We start from the raw sequence: 14729 nt of genomic DNA on the forward strand, positions 1-14729 counted from the left end.
CGGCGAGAATGGCGTCATGCTAATTTGATAAAGATTTCCGTGCGGCATGATATATTGTTGCCTGCCCGCATGAGCGGATCCCCGGGGGAAAGCACCGACCAGGGAAACGCTCGGTTACGTCCTGACTTGGATAGGGCGGCGCCTGCGGCAATCTTCTGAAACGACGCGATACATGGAAAAAGAACTCTTCTCTCATAGCCTCTATCACAGCTACGAACTGCCATTCCCGAAAAGGATGGCAGCCGAACTCGTCGGATGGGTCTTGTCCAAGCTCTCGGCCCGGCACGCGCCCTCCTGGAATGAAGCGTTCGCGCTAGGCGAGAAGCGCGGGTACCGGAAAGGCGAGGAGGCGGGGAGGGAAGGGGGGTACCAGGCAGGCTACGATGAGGGCTTCGCGGCCGGACGCCTTGTGCTGGAGATCCGCGATGCCCGCGACAGGGGCTGCGCCACCCCGGGAGTTGATTGCTTCCTTTTCGACGACTGGGAGCTGCCCATCACTGCCGAGACCGAGCGCGCCATGCGCGCCGACGTGCATGCGCTCCTTCCCGAGCACAAGTGGCCTACCGACGAACAGTGGAAGATGATCCTGAGCCGGACGCCTTCGACCTACGTCATCGCGGGAGCCGGCTCGGGAAAGTCGACCACGCTGATCCTGCGCATCATCCTGCTCCACCGCTACCTGAAGTTCGAGTTGGACTCCATGACGGTGGTGACCTTCACGAAGAAGTCCCAGATAGACTTCGTGGGGAAGCTGCGGGAGACTGCGGAAAAGTGGGGATTCACGATATCGGAAGATACGGCCAACGCGGTCGTCTGCACCTTCCACTCGAAGATACTCAAGTTCATCCGCGCGCTGATGGGCGAGCACGTGGTCCCGTTCGAATTCTACGGGGACAAGTCGAAGGAGGATCCTGCGGCCGCGACGCCCGACAGCCCCTTCGACACGCGCATCAACGAGCACCAGCGTGCGTTGCTAAACGGATGCTACACCGAGCTCTACTATGCGGACGAGCGGTTCCGGAAATTGATCGGAGACCTCTACTACCATTCGCTGACCATCGACGCGCGGAACCTGGACAACGAGGTTGTGCAGCGGCAGGCGAAGGCCATAAAGTACGTGGCGGAACGGGATCCCGAGTCGATGGACGTGGTGGAGGCCGCATGGAAGGCCGCCGGCCAGTGGCCGATAGCCTGCGTCACGGCGCGGCGCGAGACCATCCAGGTACAGCGGCACCGGTTCCAAATCCACGGGAGGGTCAGGGGCATGGAGGAAATCGCGGTGGTCCTCCGTCCATCCGAGTTTCCGGGAGAGGACGCCAAGCGCCCCGGATCGGACCACACCCTCGTAAGCGAGATGTCGGTGAAGAAGACGATCTGCGACGCGTTCTCGAAAGAGAAGATCGTATGGCTCGACACCGCCGCCGAGATCGAGACGTTCGTCAATTGGAGCGCGGACAGGGCAGCCATCGCCCCGGGCTTCAGCTACCAGGTAAGCGGCGAGCTCGCAAGCGTCCCGCTTCTCGACTGCTTCGTGGGCGCCGCGGCCTTCATCGAGAACCTCGGCCTGAACGTGGCCGCTGCGGTGGCAGGCATGAAGTTCGCCCCCGATGACCCCGACAGGATCTTCTTCGAGGCGCTCGCGACGTTCTGGCCGAAGTTCTCCGAGCACCTGGGAAAGCAGGTTCCCCGGGTGATGACCTTCAACCAGATCTTCTCGCTGTTCGGCGAGGGCTGCGGGGATACCCTGAAGCTCCTCCCGGACAGCCTGCTGCGATCGATGTCGCAACTCATGATCGACGAGTTCCAGGACATCTCCCCGCAGATAGTCTCCTGGGTGCGCGCCGTCCTGAGGGAGGTCCGTCGCAGAGGACGCGACCTTGGCGCCGGCCGTAACGCGCGGCACAGTTCGCTGCTCTGCGTGGGAGACGATTGGCAGTCCATCTACGGGTGGAGGGGCAGCTCGCCGAAGTATTTCATCGAGTTCGGGCAGGAGTTCCCTTCGCCTGCTACCACTCCGATCATGCTGAGGGAAAATTTTCGAAGCCACCAGCACGTCATCGACGCAGCCGAGCACGTCGTTGCGCCCGCTCCGTCTATCCCGGGAAAGAGGGCCAGGTCGGGCGGGCGCGCGGCCAAAGGGGCCGTTCCCGTGCACGTCCTCGACCAGGGCGACGCCGAGCTCGCCAGGCTTGCCGCCGCCCACTACGACGCGGGGGAAACGGTAATGGTCCTTTACCGGGAAGGGGGAACGAGGGAGCGGGACAGGATACGGACGGCTCTGGGGCGCATCTGGAAGGCGGACAGGAAACTGCCGGAGGAAACGAGGCGCCTTGACGTCATGACGTTCCACAAATCGAAGGGGCTTGAGGCCGAAACGGTGTTCCTGCTGGGCGACTGCAGGTACAAGACCAGCTCCCCTTTCAAGAACCAGGCCTACCGGCTCGCGAAGCTTGGCGGCGCGAAGGATCCCTGCCCGTACGATACGGCCCAGGAGGAGGAGCTGCTGAGGCTCGCGTACGTGGGCATCACTAGGGCGGCGAAGCACTGCTACTGGATGCTTGGCCCCGAGAAACACCCGTCGTCGAAGCCCAAGGCGTCCGACAGGCTCGCAAGCGCCGGGCCGTGCTTCAAGGACCTGCGTACGCTGCGGTAAGCGAGCCACGAGGGCGCGAAAAATGCCCGTCGGCGTACCACGGGCTGTCTGAACGTCGCGCGATTGTGCGATTGGGAGTGCGGCCGGAAAATTTAGCGGTACAGATAGCAATGAGGCCTCGAATACGGCCGTATTTGCGCTCGACAGAATAGGAGTGGGAATGACTGACGAAGAAATTCAAGATGCGCTGAGCAGCGAGAGGCTCAATATCCGCATGGACGTTGACCCCGACAACCCGCAGCACGAGTGGTTCAAGGTTGGCCTTGCCCAGGGGCGGCAGCTTTGCGCCAAGTCCGGCCTGCCGCTAGACTTCACGTTCAACTGCGACCCTGGCATCCAAGCCTACGCGCTCTACAGGCACAACCTGGTAGTCGTGTCGGCGGGATGCTTCGACTTCATTTGCCGCCTGGCGGACAGGATCGTTTCGAAGGGCGTGTTTCCGGAAGTCGGCATGGCGCCGCCTCCCGGCTGGGCGCCGTCGCCGGAGAATACCGCACGGACCATCCGCGACCTGATTCGGGAAGAACCGTTCCCGTTCGTCGGCGCCGAGTGGGCTCACGACCCGGAAAGGCGGGACCTGTTCGCCTTCCTTATGATTACGCTTTTCCGCCTGGTAGTCCTGCATGAAATAGGCCACTTTTACCACCAGCATGGGAAGAGGCTCAACGGAGAACACGGCAATCTCGACGCGGACAGCGCTCAGCCAAGGCTCCTTCCCGAGGCGGAAGCCTTGGACTCCCAGGCTCGCGAGCTCGTCGCCGATAAGTTCGCGTGCGACCTTCTCGACCGAATTCTCGAAGACGAAATCGGGGATCTTTGCCGCCTCCCTACTATCCGATCGTTTGCCAGCCAATTTCTCGCGACAAGGGTTCAGCGGGTCCGTTTCATTTTGCTGATCGCCTATATCTATTTCGCGGCGACGGACCGCCTCCCGGACGCGGATCCAGCGATCTCGACCAGAATGAGCCATCCTCCTGCCCCGTTCAGGCTGACCACGCTAGTCTCGACGGCAATGACCGGCGTCGACGAGGAAAGCGAGAGAAAGCAGCTCGGCGAATTCGTTATCGTCGCCAACGCGATAATGGCGGTAACCCTTGACAGGCTTCCGGATGGGAAATGGCTTGCCCAGCTGGATCAACCGGCCTTCTCCGAACATTACGAGAACCTTTTTAACCGGGTGGATTCCTGGGCAGTAAGCCCCCAGAAAGCCCCGGCTTAGGCCCAGGCATGCAAGGACGTTTTTTGCGCAACAGCCTTAAGCCGAGTAGCAAGACGCGCGCGGCTTGGATAAGCCGCGATTCCGGCCGAGTGATTACAAAGGAGACTGCCCATGCTGAGCCGAGGCTACTTTATCGGAGAAATCGTCGATGACTTGGCCGCGTTAGGCGCCCAGGTCAGGATGCGAAACGCGATCCACATGTTCGACTTGACCGTAGCGACCGAGAACTTTTTCAGGGACGTTTTGAACATCCTGCTGGATGCCAGCTTAAAGAACCTGAACGCAAGCAGATCAAACGAGCCCGGGCTTGATCTAGGAGACGAGAGCAGGAAAATCGGCGTACAAGTGACCTCTTCGGCGACTACCGACAAGGTTAACCACACCTTGGGGAAAATCACCGTCGATCAGAAGACGAGGTATAAGAAAATTATCGTGCTCGGCATGAATAGCCGTCAGCGGGTATATTCCATCGATGCGAAGCTCGCTGAAAAGTACGATTTCGGGACCGACGACATCTGGGATCTCGATACGCTCGCCCGCAAAGCGTTCGACCTGCCGCTCGATAGGCTGCAAGACCTCTACAACTTCGTGCGTTCCAGTTCGGCCAGGCTGAAGGTTGAGCTCGAACTGCCTGACGAAAACGGGAAATTCGCCACTTCCGGCTACGATTTGTGGGAACAGCGGGTCAAGCCAAAAATCGGCAACGGAACCGCGTTTTGTGCGTTCGCTGGAAAGGGCAGCCGCGATGCTCCAGATGCCGATGCAGTTAAAAAAGCGCTCCGAAAGCTCGGGACGGACCTTTCTCGCTTACCCAGGCTAACTCGCGAATTCTTGGCAATGCTGTATGAAAGGCGCGAAAGAGGCAACTCGCGCCGATTCAACGACGGGGAGGCACATCTGTTGCTGACGAAAGTGGCGCGGGAATATCGCGGCGACGATTTGAAAGGAGAGCTGGACATCCTGCGCCATGCCAACTTCCTGCACATCAGCGACGAAGACGAGTATGAGCTCGGTGCCGCAGAGATAGGCATATCCATTCCTACCAAGTCGGACGAGCTCCGGCTCGAGTTCGTGGCATTCGTAGAAGAGAATAAACTCGGATTCAGGAACGTAGTCGGCTCCGTCGACCTTTCGGCGTTCTAAAGGTTCGCACAATCCACGAGAGAATTCTGTATTGATACCCTTCCGCAAGACAAGACGGTGGTGGTTCCCCATGAGACCGGCTCTCCTAACTGAGGGGGCCTTGGCTTCCGTCCAGAAGGATCAGCTCCGCGAAACAAGCTTTCTATCGAGCGGAGGCTAGTCTTGCAATGCGGAGCTGATGATGAAGTGCCTCAGCACTTGGCAGTTATCGCTGTCCTCCTTGGAGAGATGGCGGACAACGGGTTGGATTGCAGGGCAGCTCTGTCGAAGGTTGAAATGACCGCCAAGAAGCCGCGCGGGGCACCGGGGGGGAAGTTCGGCAGGGAAGCGTCGGATAGCTAGGAGCCATTAGCTAAGCGAACAACCAGCGGTGTCGTTAAGGCCTCATTCTAAATTGAAGTTTCGAGCTCTTTGGAGTATCGTGATCTTTCCAAATGACACTAAACTCAGACTAGGATCATATGCTTGACAAGAAAGACATCGAGTCGAAGGCTGAGGTGGAAGAGGTTGCTAAGTCTCGTGCGAGACTCGCAAAACAGTCTTTGCTCTCATTGGTGTCGACCAACAAGGTTGGGCTCGTCTCCTTTAACCAAATCGTCAATTGCCTTTGCCTGCTAGTCCAAGAGCCACTATTGGTTTTTCTTTATCGAAAGAAAACCAAGGAGTCCCAATACAGACGCTGCGACTTTTTTGATGTCTCATACTCATTAAGGAGTCGCGATAAGGGAACTCTAGTGCAAAGCAACTTTCGGTCGGAGCCAACCTCCGAGCCGGAACGGATGCTCCCGTTGTCAAGCGAGCTGTTGCGGGTTTTCTCTACAGATTACTACATCCGCGTATTTTGGTTAAATCCCCAATCAAATGACAAGTTCTTTTCAGAGATCGGTCCTAAAGAGCTTCTTGAGGATTCCGCAGACGAAGTAGGGTTCGAACACCGTGTCAGGTATTTCATCTCCCTTTGTGCTCAGCACCTTTTCGAGTTCACTGAGAATGAAGAGAAGTATTTGGGGGAATTCTATATCGATACCATATCCAACGATATTGGAAGGATAATCGAGAAATCTATTGGTGGAGAATATTCAAGCGGGTGGGAGAAGCTAGTTAGAGATGCTCCGATCGATGCTGCCATAAACGAAAAATTATACGGTGAGCTCGAGCCAATTCAGTCCCAATTCCTCGGTTCGCTCGCCGAGCCTGGTGGCTATTTCGATAGGGTTTATCAAAAAACAGCCAGGACGCTGAACTCCCTTGGAGATATAATTACGCTGTCCTCAAGCTGCAGAAAGGCTGCTATACCGAATGTTTTCTATATGTTCCGCTCGTATGACAGGCGACACATGCGCTACCGGCACGATTATGGCGGAGGCTCATCACCGGAGAAACAGTGGCGCGGCTATCCGTATAATGTCCGTTTCGTATTTCCTGATGCGCAGAGGGGAGATCTTAGGGAATATTTTGCGGGCTTGATAGAGTTGCATGATGGAGCCGAAGGCAACCAGATCCGTAGGTTCGGTTCCTGGATCGCAGAAAGCGGTATTTCTCGGACAAATCTTCAAGCTCTAATCAGAGAACTTGACGAGCATTTTTGGCATATCCTTCGGAACGAAGGTCCGGATCGGGCAATCGAGATACTCGAGGCTCCGGTAGGTAGCAACGCGACCTCGATCGGCGATCCGCTGTTCTACGGCGGGCTCGTGCACTTTAGGTTTCCATTCCGAAAGATGGCAGGATTGGGGCGGATAGACGGAATTTCGAGTGGAGAGGATGATGAATCGGACATAGATCCCTTAGACGTTAACAATTTGAAGGAGCGTGGGTCTATTGATGACTGCTTGCAAGCGGTTGCATTCTACTATCTGAGCCTGGGCATGCTGCCGGGCTACAATGAGGAAGTATGCAAGGCCGGGCGCACGAAAGTGGTGCTGTACCCCATCGAGATCTGCGGCGATGTCGTTGGGCTGATGGGAAGCTTTGTACTTACGCCGGTCAAGAGAAAATCCGTCATTGGATTTCGAGAATGGAATTTCATCTTCAGAGCCTATGCTGACGCTTACATTGTTGCGGTGAGGGACATTCGGAGAATATTCAGAGACTCACAAATCGACTTAGTTGCAAAGTGGCTAAAAACCGGCGTGATAAATGCACTCGTAGAGTCGGGGGCGGACGAGCCCGTCGATGCCGATACAATGGACTACTACTTTTTGCGCCATTACATATTAACTTATGCCCTCAGTCGATATAACCCATATCCCCAAATAGAGCTTTCCTGGAAGGATGGCAATCCCAATGCGGAATGCTTGCCCGATGGGAAACCTTATCTTTTTGGTGTGAATTTCGAGATTGCAAGCAACAAATTCTTTAATCGTTTTGGCGGGAAGGACGTCGGGGAAAGCTTGGGGGCGATCGATGAAAAGGCAATCGAATTCAAATTCGAAAGGGCAATTCATGAAGCTTTGCACGTGGCGACCGAGCAGATTAAAGATGACCAGTAAATATATGGAGGACTAGCATGCCGCTTAAAAGAAAAGTCATTCCTGCGCCTGATGACTCCCCTGCCGTTAATGAGGCAGTTGCTGGAAAAGTTGACAAGAGGAAAAAAACAGATAAAAGGAAGGCAATCCCTGCCGCTTTGCCGCCTAGTAGAAGCATTCAGTTCGACGGGCCGTCGCGGCTCTCCATGCACATCAAACTGTTAAAAGGGGGAGAGGTTCAGTTTCCTAAGAAATTAATTATGCCGGAAGAAGTTTTTCTTGAACCGGAGAGGGGCATTGCAGAAGTGCCGCCGATTGAAAATGAGGGCGCAGCTTCTCAACGCCTTATTCTTAGTGAAATGGAAATGGTACGCCTCCGAACCGAGCGAGTACTGCGGGGGAAGCGCGTAGGCGATATGGTAATCGACATCAGGGTGGCATGCATTGACGAGGAAGAGCAACTCAAGAAGAAAGTCATTGAGCTGAAGCAGTTGGCCGAGGAGATGAAGAATAACCCGGAGTTGACGCTTATCGAACTCTACAAAGGACGCAAGCCCACTCCTTCTGGCAAACTTGAAAATGCGGAGGAGTTTATCAGGCGAGTATATAAAAACTTCCTGCGCCCGGGCGGCGGAAGGCAGTTCCCTTTGAGGTGCATATTCCAGAAGGACCTTAGGCAGATCGACGAAGACTTGCTTGAAGCGGTTTCAAATTTCGCAAAGAAGCGTAAGAAGAAATGCGCGGATTTTATTGAGCCTGGCACTGCTTGGCACGACGTTATCCAAAAGACATCATTTGTCGAGGCGGAGAATGCGTCAATGCTCCAAGCCCGCCTGATTCGCCACCGGTAGTTTTTTTTGCACGAGGGAACTTATTTTTCTTGTACCTGGGTTCCTAGGGTGCTATCTTGTACTCACTGGCAACAAAAATTGCCAGCTCCGCAGCGACCCGCCAACCTCGTGCCCTAAGGAGATGCAAATGAAAGCGATGGATTATCGATCAGTGTTGGTCGACATACTGCTGAGGCTTGCCATAGACTTTGCATCAGACTTGATACGGTTTGCTGCAGAAAAATGGCGCAAGGTGGAAATGTGGATGATGCAGCTCAAGGCAGAGGGGGAGTTTTGCGCGGCAGACCTGAATAACCTGGAGCTTCCACCGGACGAGCTTTTCGCGTAACCCCAGCATGGTCGGAGTGATGCTCCGACCATGCCGTAGGGGGCCTCGAAAGACCATCTCGGCCATGGCATGATGTCAACGCATCAAACTTGACGATCTCATCATGATGAAACCTAATCTTTTTGCGGCCCAGGAGCGCGAAGCCAAGCTGATGAAGCTGGGTGACGCGTTGCAAGTGCTGGGGCTGCATGTCGACTTTGCGGCGTTGGCCGACGCTGTCGACAAAGCGGCACCCCGACCTGGCCGTGAACGTGGCGGATGGCCGCCGTTTCCCACCGAAGTGATGGTGCGCATTCTGCTGATCCAGCAATTGTTCAATCTGTCCGACGAACAGATGGAGTTCCAGTTGCTGGACCGCTTGAGCTTTCAGCTCTTTGCCCGCTTGCGGGACTTCAGCCAGATTCCTGATCACACCACGATTTGGACTTTTAATGAGCGCCTGATCAAAGCCGGCGCTAGCGAAAGCGTATGTGATGTCGGCAACCGGCGACTGCCCCGCCATGGCTACATTTCCCACAGCGGCCAGATGAACGATGCCTCTATCGTTCCAAAGCAATCGCTGAATAAGCTCGAAAATAGCGTCGCCATTGAAGACAATGCGATGCCCAGGCACTGGTCGCCAGCGAAGCGACGCCAGAAGGACCTTGACGCTCGCCGGATCAATAAGCATGGCAAATCCTACTTCGGCTGCAAGCTGTCGGCGAACGTGGACAAGCGCTGCAAGCTGATCCGCAAAATCAAAATCAGTACCGCCAGCGAACACGACACCCTGCACTTTGGGGGCTTGTCGGGCCCGGCCAATACCAGCCGGGATATCTATGCCGACAAGGGCTACGGCAATTATGAACGCGAAGGACGGCTGGCCGGTGAAGGCTGGCGCATGCACATCCAGCGTAAAGGCAGCAAAGATAAACCGCTGTCTGAAGCGCAGCAGCGCTACTACCGGCGCATCCCAGCCCACGCGCCCGCGTCGAGCATGTCTTCGCGGGCATGGCGCAGTTGGGTGGCAAGATGCTGCATTCGATCGGCCTGGCACGTGCCACGCTGCATTTGGAACTGGAAGGCCGCCGCCCGCAATTTGCTGCGTCTTTGCTACCTCAAGGAAGCAAAGATTTCGGCGTTTTGACGCCCGTAGTTCGTCCGAACAACCGAAAACGGCGGATTCGGATAGCAAAACAGCCATGGAAATGGTTTGGATCATAAAGTCCCCACTTGTTATGCGGCTATTTTTTTCAGCATCGGTGCTCAGATCGCCAGTAAATCGAGGTTCCCCGCAATCTTTTGAAGGATAGAGGATGAGCATTCCAATCAATGCATCCGGCTCCTATGTCTTCCCGCCATTGAGCTCGAAAGCATTTTCTGTGGTTGAAGAAGCGCACAGACGCTTGAGAGTCTTAAACGAGAAGACTTTTAAATTAGTCCTTCTTCAGGAAAAAATCACTGGGGCGTTCATGGTGACTGCATCAATCACCCTAGCGCTCGGCCTTTTCTTTGCGCATGCCCGTTTGGGCTACTATTTGATGATAGGGCTGACCGGGTTTGGACAGTACCCGAGAGCCCTTCCTCCAATATGGGTAATTGCAATCACGGTGGTAATAATTGCTTACATTCGCTCAATCGCCATGCCCTATCCTTTAATCGTCAAGCGGGTTTGCCCTTCCCATCGAGTTTTAAAATGGACGATTCTTGCCACAGGGCTGCTGTGCATGGCTTGCATGGTGTTCGGCCAGCAATTGCTCGAGCCTCTTGGGATTTTTCATGATTCCCAAGCGTCTTTGCATCGGGCGAGAAATGGCCAGGAGATCACGGTGGCGACCTATTGGATAATCCCATCCTTCATTGCCGGATTCGGGACTATATGGCTCGGGAAGGAATGGATCGATATAGAATATCAGCTTTTCACTATTCGGAGCTCTGCTAGCCGCTACGCTGCCATCGTGAAACGCTACGATAAATACGAACTTTCGAGAATGGAGTTCCTTCTTGCCGCCGAAGAGGGTAATAGGCTGAGAAACGTGATTCTGAGTCACAAAGGTGGGGAGTTATCTATTTGTTTGGATGACCTGGGCGCAGGTGGCAGTGGTGAGCAGAAAGGGCAAGGCGGATTTTCCAACGTGGAATTGTCACTCGGAAAAAACCAGGACGCCCCTTTTTTTTACGATACTTTCACGTCGGCTCATTATCGAATTGCTCAAAGGGTTTCATCGATGTTTTTCAGAGAGGCTGATCCGTGGGATATGACTCACTACTGTCTATGAGTTTTTGTTCGATTTTTTGCCAGATTCTTTTGTCACTGATTTCTAATTGGGGGTGATATGGCGTCAAAAACGTGTTTCGTTGTAATGGCTATTGGAACGCAGATGGCCGGCGATAAAATAATCATTACGGAGAAAGAGCTCAGGAATAAGTACGACAACCTAATCAAGGAGGCAATACTGAAGGCTAGGCCGGACCTCGAGGTGATGCGGGCGGATGAGGTGTCGGAGCCTGGCACGATCACGACAGACATTATCGATAGAATTATGTTTTCTGATTACGTTATAGCTGACGTTTCGTTTCCTAATCCCAATGTATATTACGAGCTGGGTCTCCGTCATGCGTGCAAGGCAAGCGGCACCGTAATCATAAAGGACAAGGATACGGTTGCGCCGTTCGATATAGGTGCGCAAAGGCAAATTTTGTATGACGACAGCGTGGCAGGACTGAAGGAGCTGTCAGTTAAGCTAAAGTCATTTCTTGATAAGATGGATGTCAGCCCATCAAAGCCATGCAGCCAATTTCAGGAGCAGGCGAAGCTCATGAAATATGCATTTCCAGACTATCAAGTGCCCAAGACCTCCTTGGAAGGAGAGGTCATCAAGGAGCTGATTGGAAATCAAGATCTGTTGAACCTGGTCCAGACCCGAGCACAAGGTGGCGATATCGATAAGAATGACGCATTGAAGGTGCTCAACGCCAGCCCAAGAGTGTTGTCGCTGTTTTTGCAGGAATGGATGCGGAGCGATGGACGGCTTTTCAAAGCTGGCGGTGATACCGAATGACGTCTTTAGAGGAGGACGGCAGTGGTGCAATGTATTGCTGGAACTGTAGCTCCCAGCCTTTTGGGTGCGAATGCGCGCAAGCTGCCGTCCCCTTTTTTGCGTAGTGTGATTGCCGCCGTAATCGCTCATCGGTGGCCGCTGTGTACGCAGTCCGGAAGCTAGTCCCGTTCCATTTTGGCGAAGCTCGCCAGGACGTTGAAGAAGAGCCGCCTGGCGCCGTACCGGTATCGAACGCGTCGGATACGCATTTGCCGATGCGCTCCGCTCCACGCGCTTTCAATTCTCAGCCAAGCCTAACATCCCGCCGAGCGTACGACTCAAACGACCGAGTTTCCATACGACCAGCGTATCCCGCTCCCTTAGGTAGGCGAGTGCTTCTGCAAGCACAGGGCGGCCCATCGACAACCCGCTCGTCGCCTCCTAGTAGACCCTTGCATCCAGCTTTCTGAAGGGCATCAAGCTAGAACTCGAGGTTCTGGTCATGCGTGGAAACGCGGACGTAACCGATTCAGAGTGACGGTGGGGTTAGTGTTCCGAACTCGTCTCCGGTATATAGAGTCGCGATGAAAAACAATAGGCGGGATTTCGGAACACCTTTTTATGGGATCTTGCCCTTATCGGAACGCCCCGAATGAAACGTTATTGTGCTTTTATTCCGTAGCGACGCTCGGCCTTCACCGAGAGCTTGGTCCCATGGAAGTAATTTGGTCGACATCTTTTTCGCATGGACCGCGATTCTCACATGGTCGTTTAGGTCATGCGCCAAGCCGGAATAGCCGGTGGGGCATGTGTGACAAATCGCGTATTTCTTGGCCGAAATGCAGCGTGCAGTCATTCCGCTTGCGCTGCTGCCGCCAGTGCGTCCGCCATCAGGATGACGTTGTCACTTGCTGGGTAACTCATTTAAAGCAAGGATGCCGGAAGGGTTTCCTAATTTTATTTCAGAAGCTTCGGCTGCGGCATTGATAGGGCACTTACGCTCACACGGCATTTCTAGAGCAACTGCAAGGGCAACTGCGCTGGAGGCACGTCGCAAGGCAGGAGAGTATAGGCTGGCAATGGCGCTTTGCGAGTTTCGGTCCTGTACGGTGGTGCCTTCAGGCCAACGCTTCCCCATCAAGTTAACTCCAAATCTGTTTCAATTTCGCAAATGTGACAAAGGGTGAGTTTTTAGCTCATCAAATGGGTTATGTTGTAGAGACCGCTGCACCCAAGCGACCCTCGTGCAAAGGGCGCTATCACAACAAGACAATGCGGGATGGTCCATGAAAGTCACGAAAAATCAGCTGGTTTCAGGCCGCGCTGGAACGGTCAAATTTCAACGCAAGAATAACCAGTCGGCCTCAATATATCCGATGTACTTGGTGGTGCACTACACAGGTGGCTTCGCCGTTCGCGGAGTGGCCCGATCGGCAGTGCTCGGCCGGACCTAACTTCGTTCACCTACTTTACAAGCATCGCAACTTAGCCGCCCCATCTCTGGGGCGGCTCTTTAAGACACAGGAGATGTCATGAGAGCGTTCATGCTGAACGGCTACCGCGTCCTTGGCCAACTGATTCTTCTCTCCGTCCTTTATGTCGTGACAGCGCCGGCTTGGTCCGCCGAAGTCTGCAACATACTGGGGAAAATTCCCCAGCCTTCCAAGAAGACGGCTTCCCCCAATAAGCTTTCCGTTTTCGACCACCAATTCGTACTTTCCTGGTCGCCCCATCATTGCGAGTTTCTCAGTCAACAGAAGAAACCAAAAAACGGGAAGAAGCCCAAGGTGCAGGCGTGGGATGAGAAATTCCAATGCTCCTCGAACTCCTTTGCCTTCGTTGTGCACGGCCTTTGGCCACAGGCAGAGGGCGGCGTGGGGAAGGACGACAATCCAAGAGACTGCAAGCAAGCAGAGGCTCTTGACGTACAGCTAATCAAGGAGCATGTCTGCACGGTTCCGGGCGCGGGCCTGATGCAAAACGAATGGCAGGCGCACGGTACCTGCCATTGGCAGTCGCCGAGCACCTACTTCCAGGAGATCGAAAGGCTCGCTGACAAGTTCAAGATGCCTTCGCTGGCCGGACTTCAGGATTCAGAAGTACGAGTGCGGGACATCGTCGACGCGCTCGTCACCGCCAACCCTGGATTGCTGAACTCTGAACACATTGGCGTGAGGGCCCGGAAGCTGCCAAAGGATTCGATGCGCAGCCTCCAGGAAGTGTTCATCTGTACGGACATAGATTTCAATCCCAAGAAGTGCCCTGCGCCGGGCATCGACCGTAATGCATTGGTCTACGTTCATCCGGTCGTTCAGCAGCCAGGAGCATTGCCGACCGACGGCGCCAATGCGGTGGCCCATTCTGTCCCCTCTCCGCAGCCAGCAGAGCAACCGGTACTGGCGACGCCGGCAGACATTCCTTGTCCTGAGCCGCAGACCAAGTTCTCCGGCTATAGCAAGGAAGCGCGTTCGGCGCTCTGGGGAATCTATTCGCAGGGTGGAAGCACCATCTACTGCTCCGCTCCATTCGACGGCAGCGCGCACGAAACCAATGTGAGCAAGCTGCCAGTCAACATCGAGCATGTTGTTCCGCAGGCTCTTATGAAGGGTATCCCTCGAGCTGGAGGCGACCTGCATAACCTGTGGCCGGCAATCGAGAAGGTCAACTCCGCTCGGCAGCACTGGCGTCTCGTTGCAGACATCCCAGGTGAGAAGCGTTTCTTCGCCGGACGCAAGGAGCCAGAACTCGCATCGTGCGACTTCGAACTGCAGAGAATTGGCGGCACCTCCATCGTCGAACCGACGGAAGCGTCACGCGGCCCGCTCGCCCGTTCGCTCCTGTATATGCGCCTGGCCTACCCTGCCATCCGCATAGATCAGCAAGACGTCTCGCAGTACCTCGCTTGGCACAAGATGCATCCCGTGACTGCCGAGGAAAGACGACGCAACGATGAAATTGAGGAAATCATTGGAACGCGCAATCCGCTTATCGACTTCCCGCAATGGGGAGAGTCGATTGTCCAGGCCTGCTTGCGGTAGGCGAGC

Annotated in this window: 10 protein-coding genes and 1 pseudogene; 10 read left to right on the plus strand and 1 reads right to left on the minus strand. The window is 54.9% G+C overall.

From position 1 onward, the window contains the following. The first annotated feature begins 172 nt into the window (after positions 1-172). The 9 genes and pseudogenes from AC1RRC_RS20495 (at position 173) to AC1RRC_RS20535 (ending at position 11706) form a co-directional block, all read left to right on the plus strand. Positions 173-2653, plus strand: coding sequence for a UvrD-helicase domain-containing protein (locus AC1RRC_RS20495; protein ID WP_493057382.1), 2481 nt, complete (start codon positions 173-175; stop codon positions 2651-2653). A 160-nt stretch (positions 2654-2813) separates the two neighbouring features. Continuing rightward, positions 2814-3872, plus strand: a complete 1059-nt coding sequence (locus tag AC1RRC_RS20500) for a hypothetical protein (protein ID WP_493057383.1) — start codon at positions 2814-2816, stop codon at positions 3870-3872. A gap of 111 nt (positions 3873-3983) precedes the next feature. Next, entirely contained in the window at positions 3984-5015 is a 1032-nt protein-coding gene (locus AC1RRC_RS20505) for an SMEK domain-containing protein (RefSeq protein ID WP_493057384.1), read from the plus strand. Positions 5016-5803: 788 nt separating this feature from the next. Beyond that, positions 5804-7507 (plus strand): hypothetical protein, encoded by a 1704-nt coding sequence (locus AC1RRC_RS20510; protein WP_493057385.1) that lies wholly within the window; start codon positions 5804-5806, stop codon positions 7505-7507. A 17-nt stretch (positions 7508-7524) separates the two neighbouring features. Beyond that, complete coding sequence (locus AC1RRC_RS20515; RefSeq protein WP_493057386.1) at positions 7525-8337, plus strand: hypothetical protein; 813 nt, start codon at positions 7525-7527, stop codon at positions 8335-8337. 127 nt (positions 8338-8464) lie between these two features. Beyond that, positions 8465-8665: a hypothetical protein gene (locus AC1RRC_RS20520; RefSeq protein WP_493057387.1), complete on the plus strand. Its 201-nt coding sequence runs from the start codon at positions 8465-8467 to the stop codon at positions 8663-8665. A gap of 103 nt (positions 8666-8768) precedes the next feature. Further along, a pseudogene (locus AC1RRC_RS20525) lies at positions 8769-9791 on the plus strand (IS5 family transposase). Between the two features lie 169 nt (positions 9792-9960). Continuing rightward, positions 9961-10923, plus strand: coding sequence for a hypothetical protein (locus tag AC1RRC_RS20530; protein WP_493057388.1), 963 nt, complete (start codon positions 9961-9963; stop codon positions 10921-10923). A 102-nt stretch (positions 10924-11025) separates the two neighbouring features. Continuing rightward, the gene (locus tag AC1RRC_RS20535) at positions 11026-11706 is read left to right on the plus strand and encodes a hypothetical protein (protein ID WP_493057389.1); all 681 of its coding nucleotides are present in this window, start codon (positions 11026-11028) and stop codon (positions 11704-11706) included. 276 nt (positions 11707-11982) lie between these two features. On the opposite strand, the gene AC1RRC_RS20540 is transcribed toward AC1RRC_RS20535, so the two are convergent. Then, positions 11983-12111, minus strand: a complete 129-nt coding sequence (locus tag AC1RRC_RS20540) for a recombinase family protein (RefSeq protein WP_493057390.1) — start codon at positions 12109-12111, stop codon at positions 11983-11985. A gap of 1106 nt (positions 12112-13217) precedes the next feature. On the opposite strand from AC1RRC_RS20540, the gene AC1RRC_RS20545 reads away from it, so the two are divergent. Then, positions 13218-14723, plus strand: a complete 1506-nt coding sequence (locus AC1RRC_RS20545; RefSeq protein WP_493057391.1) for a ribonuclease T2 family protein — start codon at positions 13218-13220, stop codon at positions 14721-14723. Positions 14724-14729 lie beyond the last annotated feature (6 nt).

It is taken from the genome of Pseudoduganella sp. GW821-FHT12E03 (genome assembly GCF_058807115.1).

Coding starts and splice junctions, on each gene's coding strand:
- AC1RRC_RS20515 (WP_493057386.1), top strand. CDS start 7,525: ATGCCGCTTAAAAGAAAAGTCATTCCTGCGCCTGATGACTCCCCTGCC.
- AC1RRC_RS20520 (WP_493057387.1), top strand. CDS start 8,465: ATGAAAGCGATGGATTATCGATCAGTGTTGGTCGACATACTGCTGAGG.
- AC1RRC_RS20545 (WP_493057391.1), top strand. CDS start 13,218: ATGAGAGCGTTCATGCTGAACGGCTACCGCGTCCTTGGCCAACTGATT.
- AC1RRC_RS20495 (WP_493057382.1), top strand. CDS start 173: ATGGAAAAAGAACTCTTCTCTCATAGCCTCTATCACAGCTACGAACTG.
- AC1RRC_RS20530 (WP_493057388.1), top strand. CDS start 9,961: ATGAGCATTCCAATCAATGCATCCGGCTCCTATGTCTTCCCGCCATTG.
- AC1RRC_RS20505 (WP_493057384.1), top strand. CDS start 3,984: ATGCTGAGCCGAGGCTACTTTATCGGAGAAATCGTCGATGACTTGGCC.
- AC1RRC_RS20535 (WP_493057389.1), top strand. CDS start 11,026: ATGGCCGGCGATAAAATAATCATTACGGAGAAAGAGCTCAGGAATAAG.
- AC1RRC_RS20500 (WP_493057383.1), top strand. CDS start 2,814: ATGACTGACGAAGAAATTCAAGATGCGCTGAGCAGCGAGAGGCTCAAT.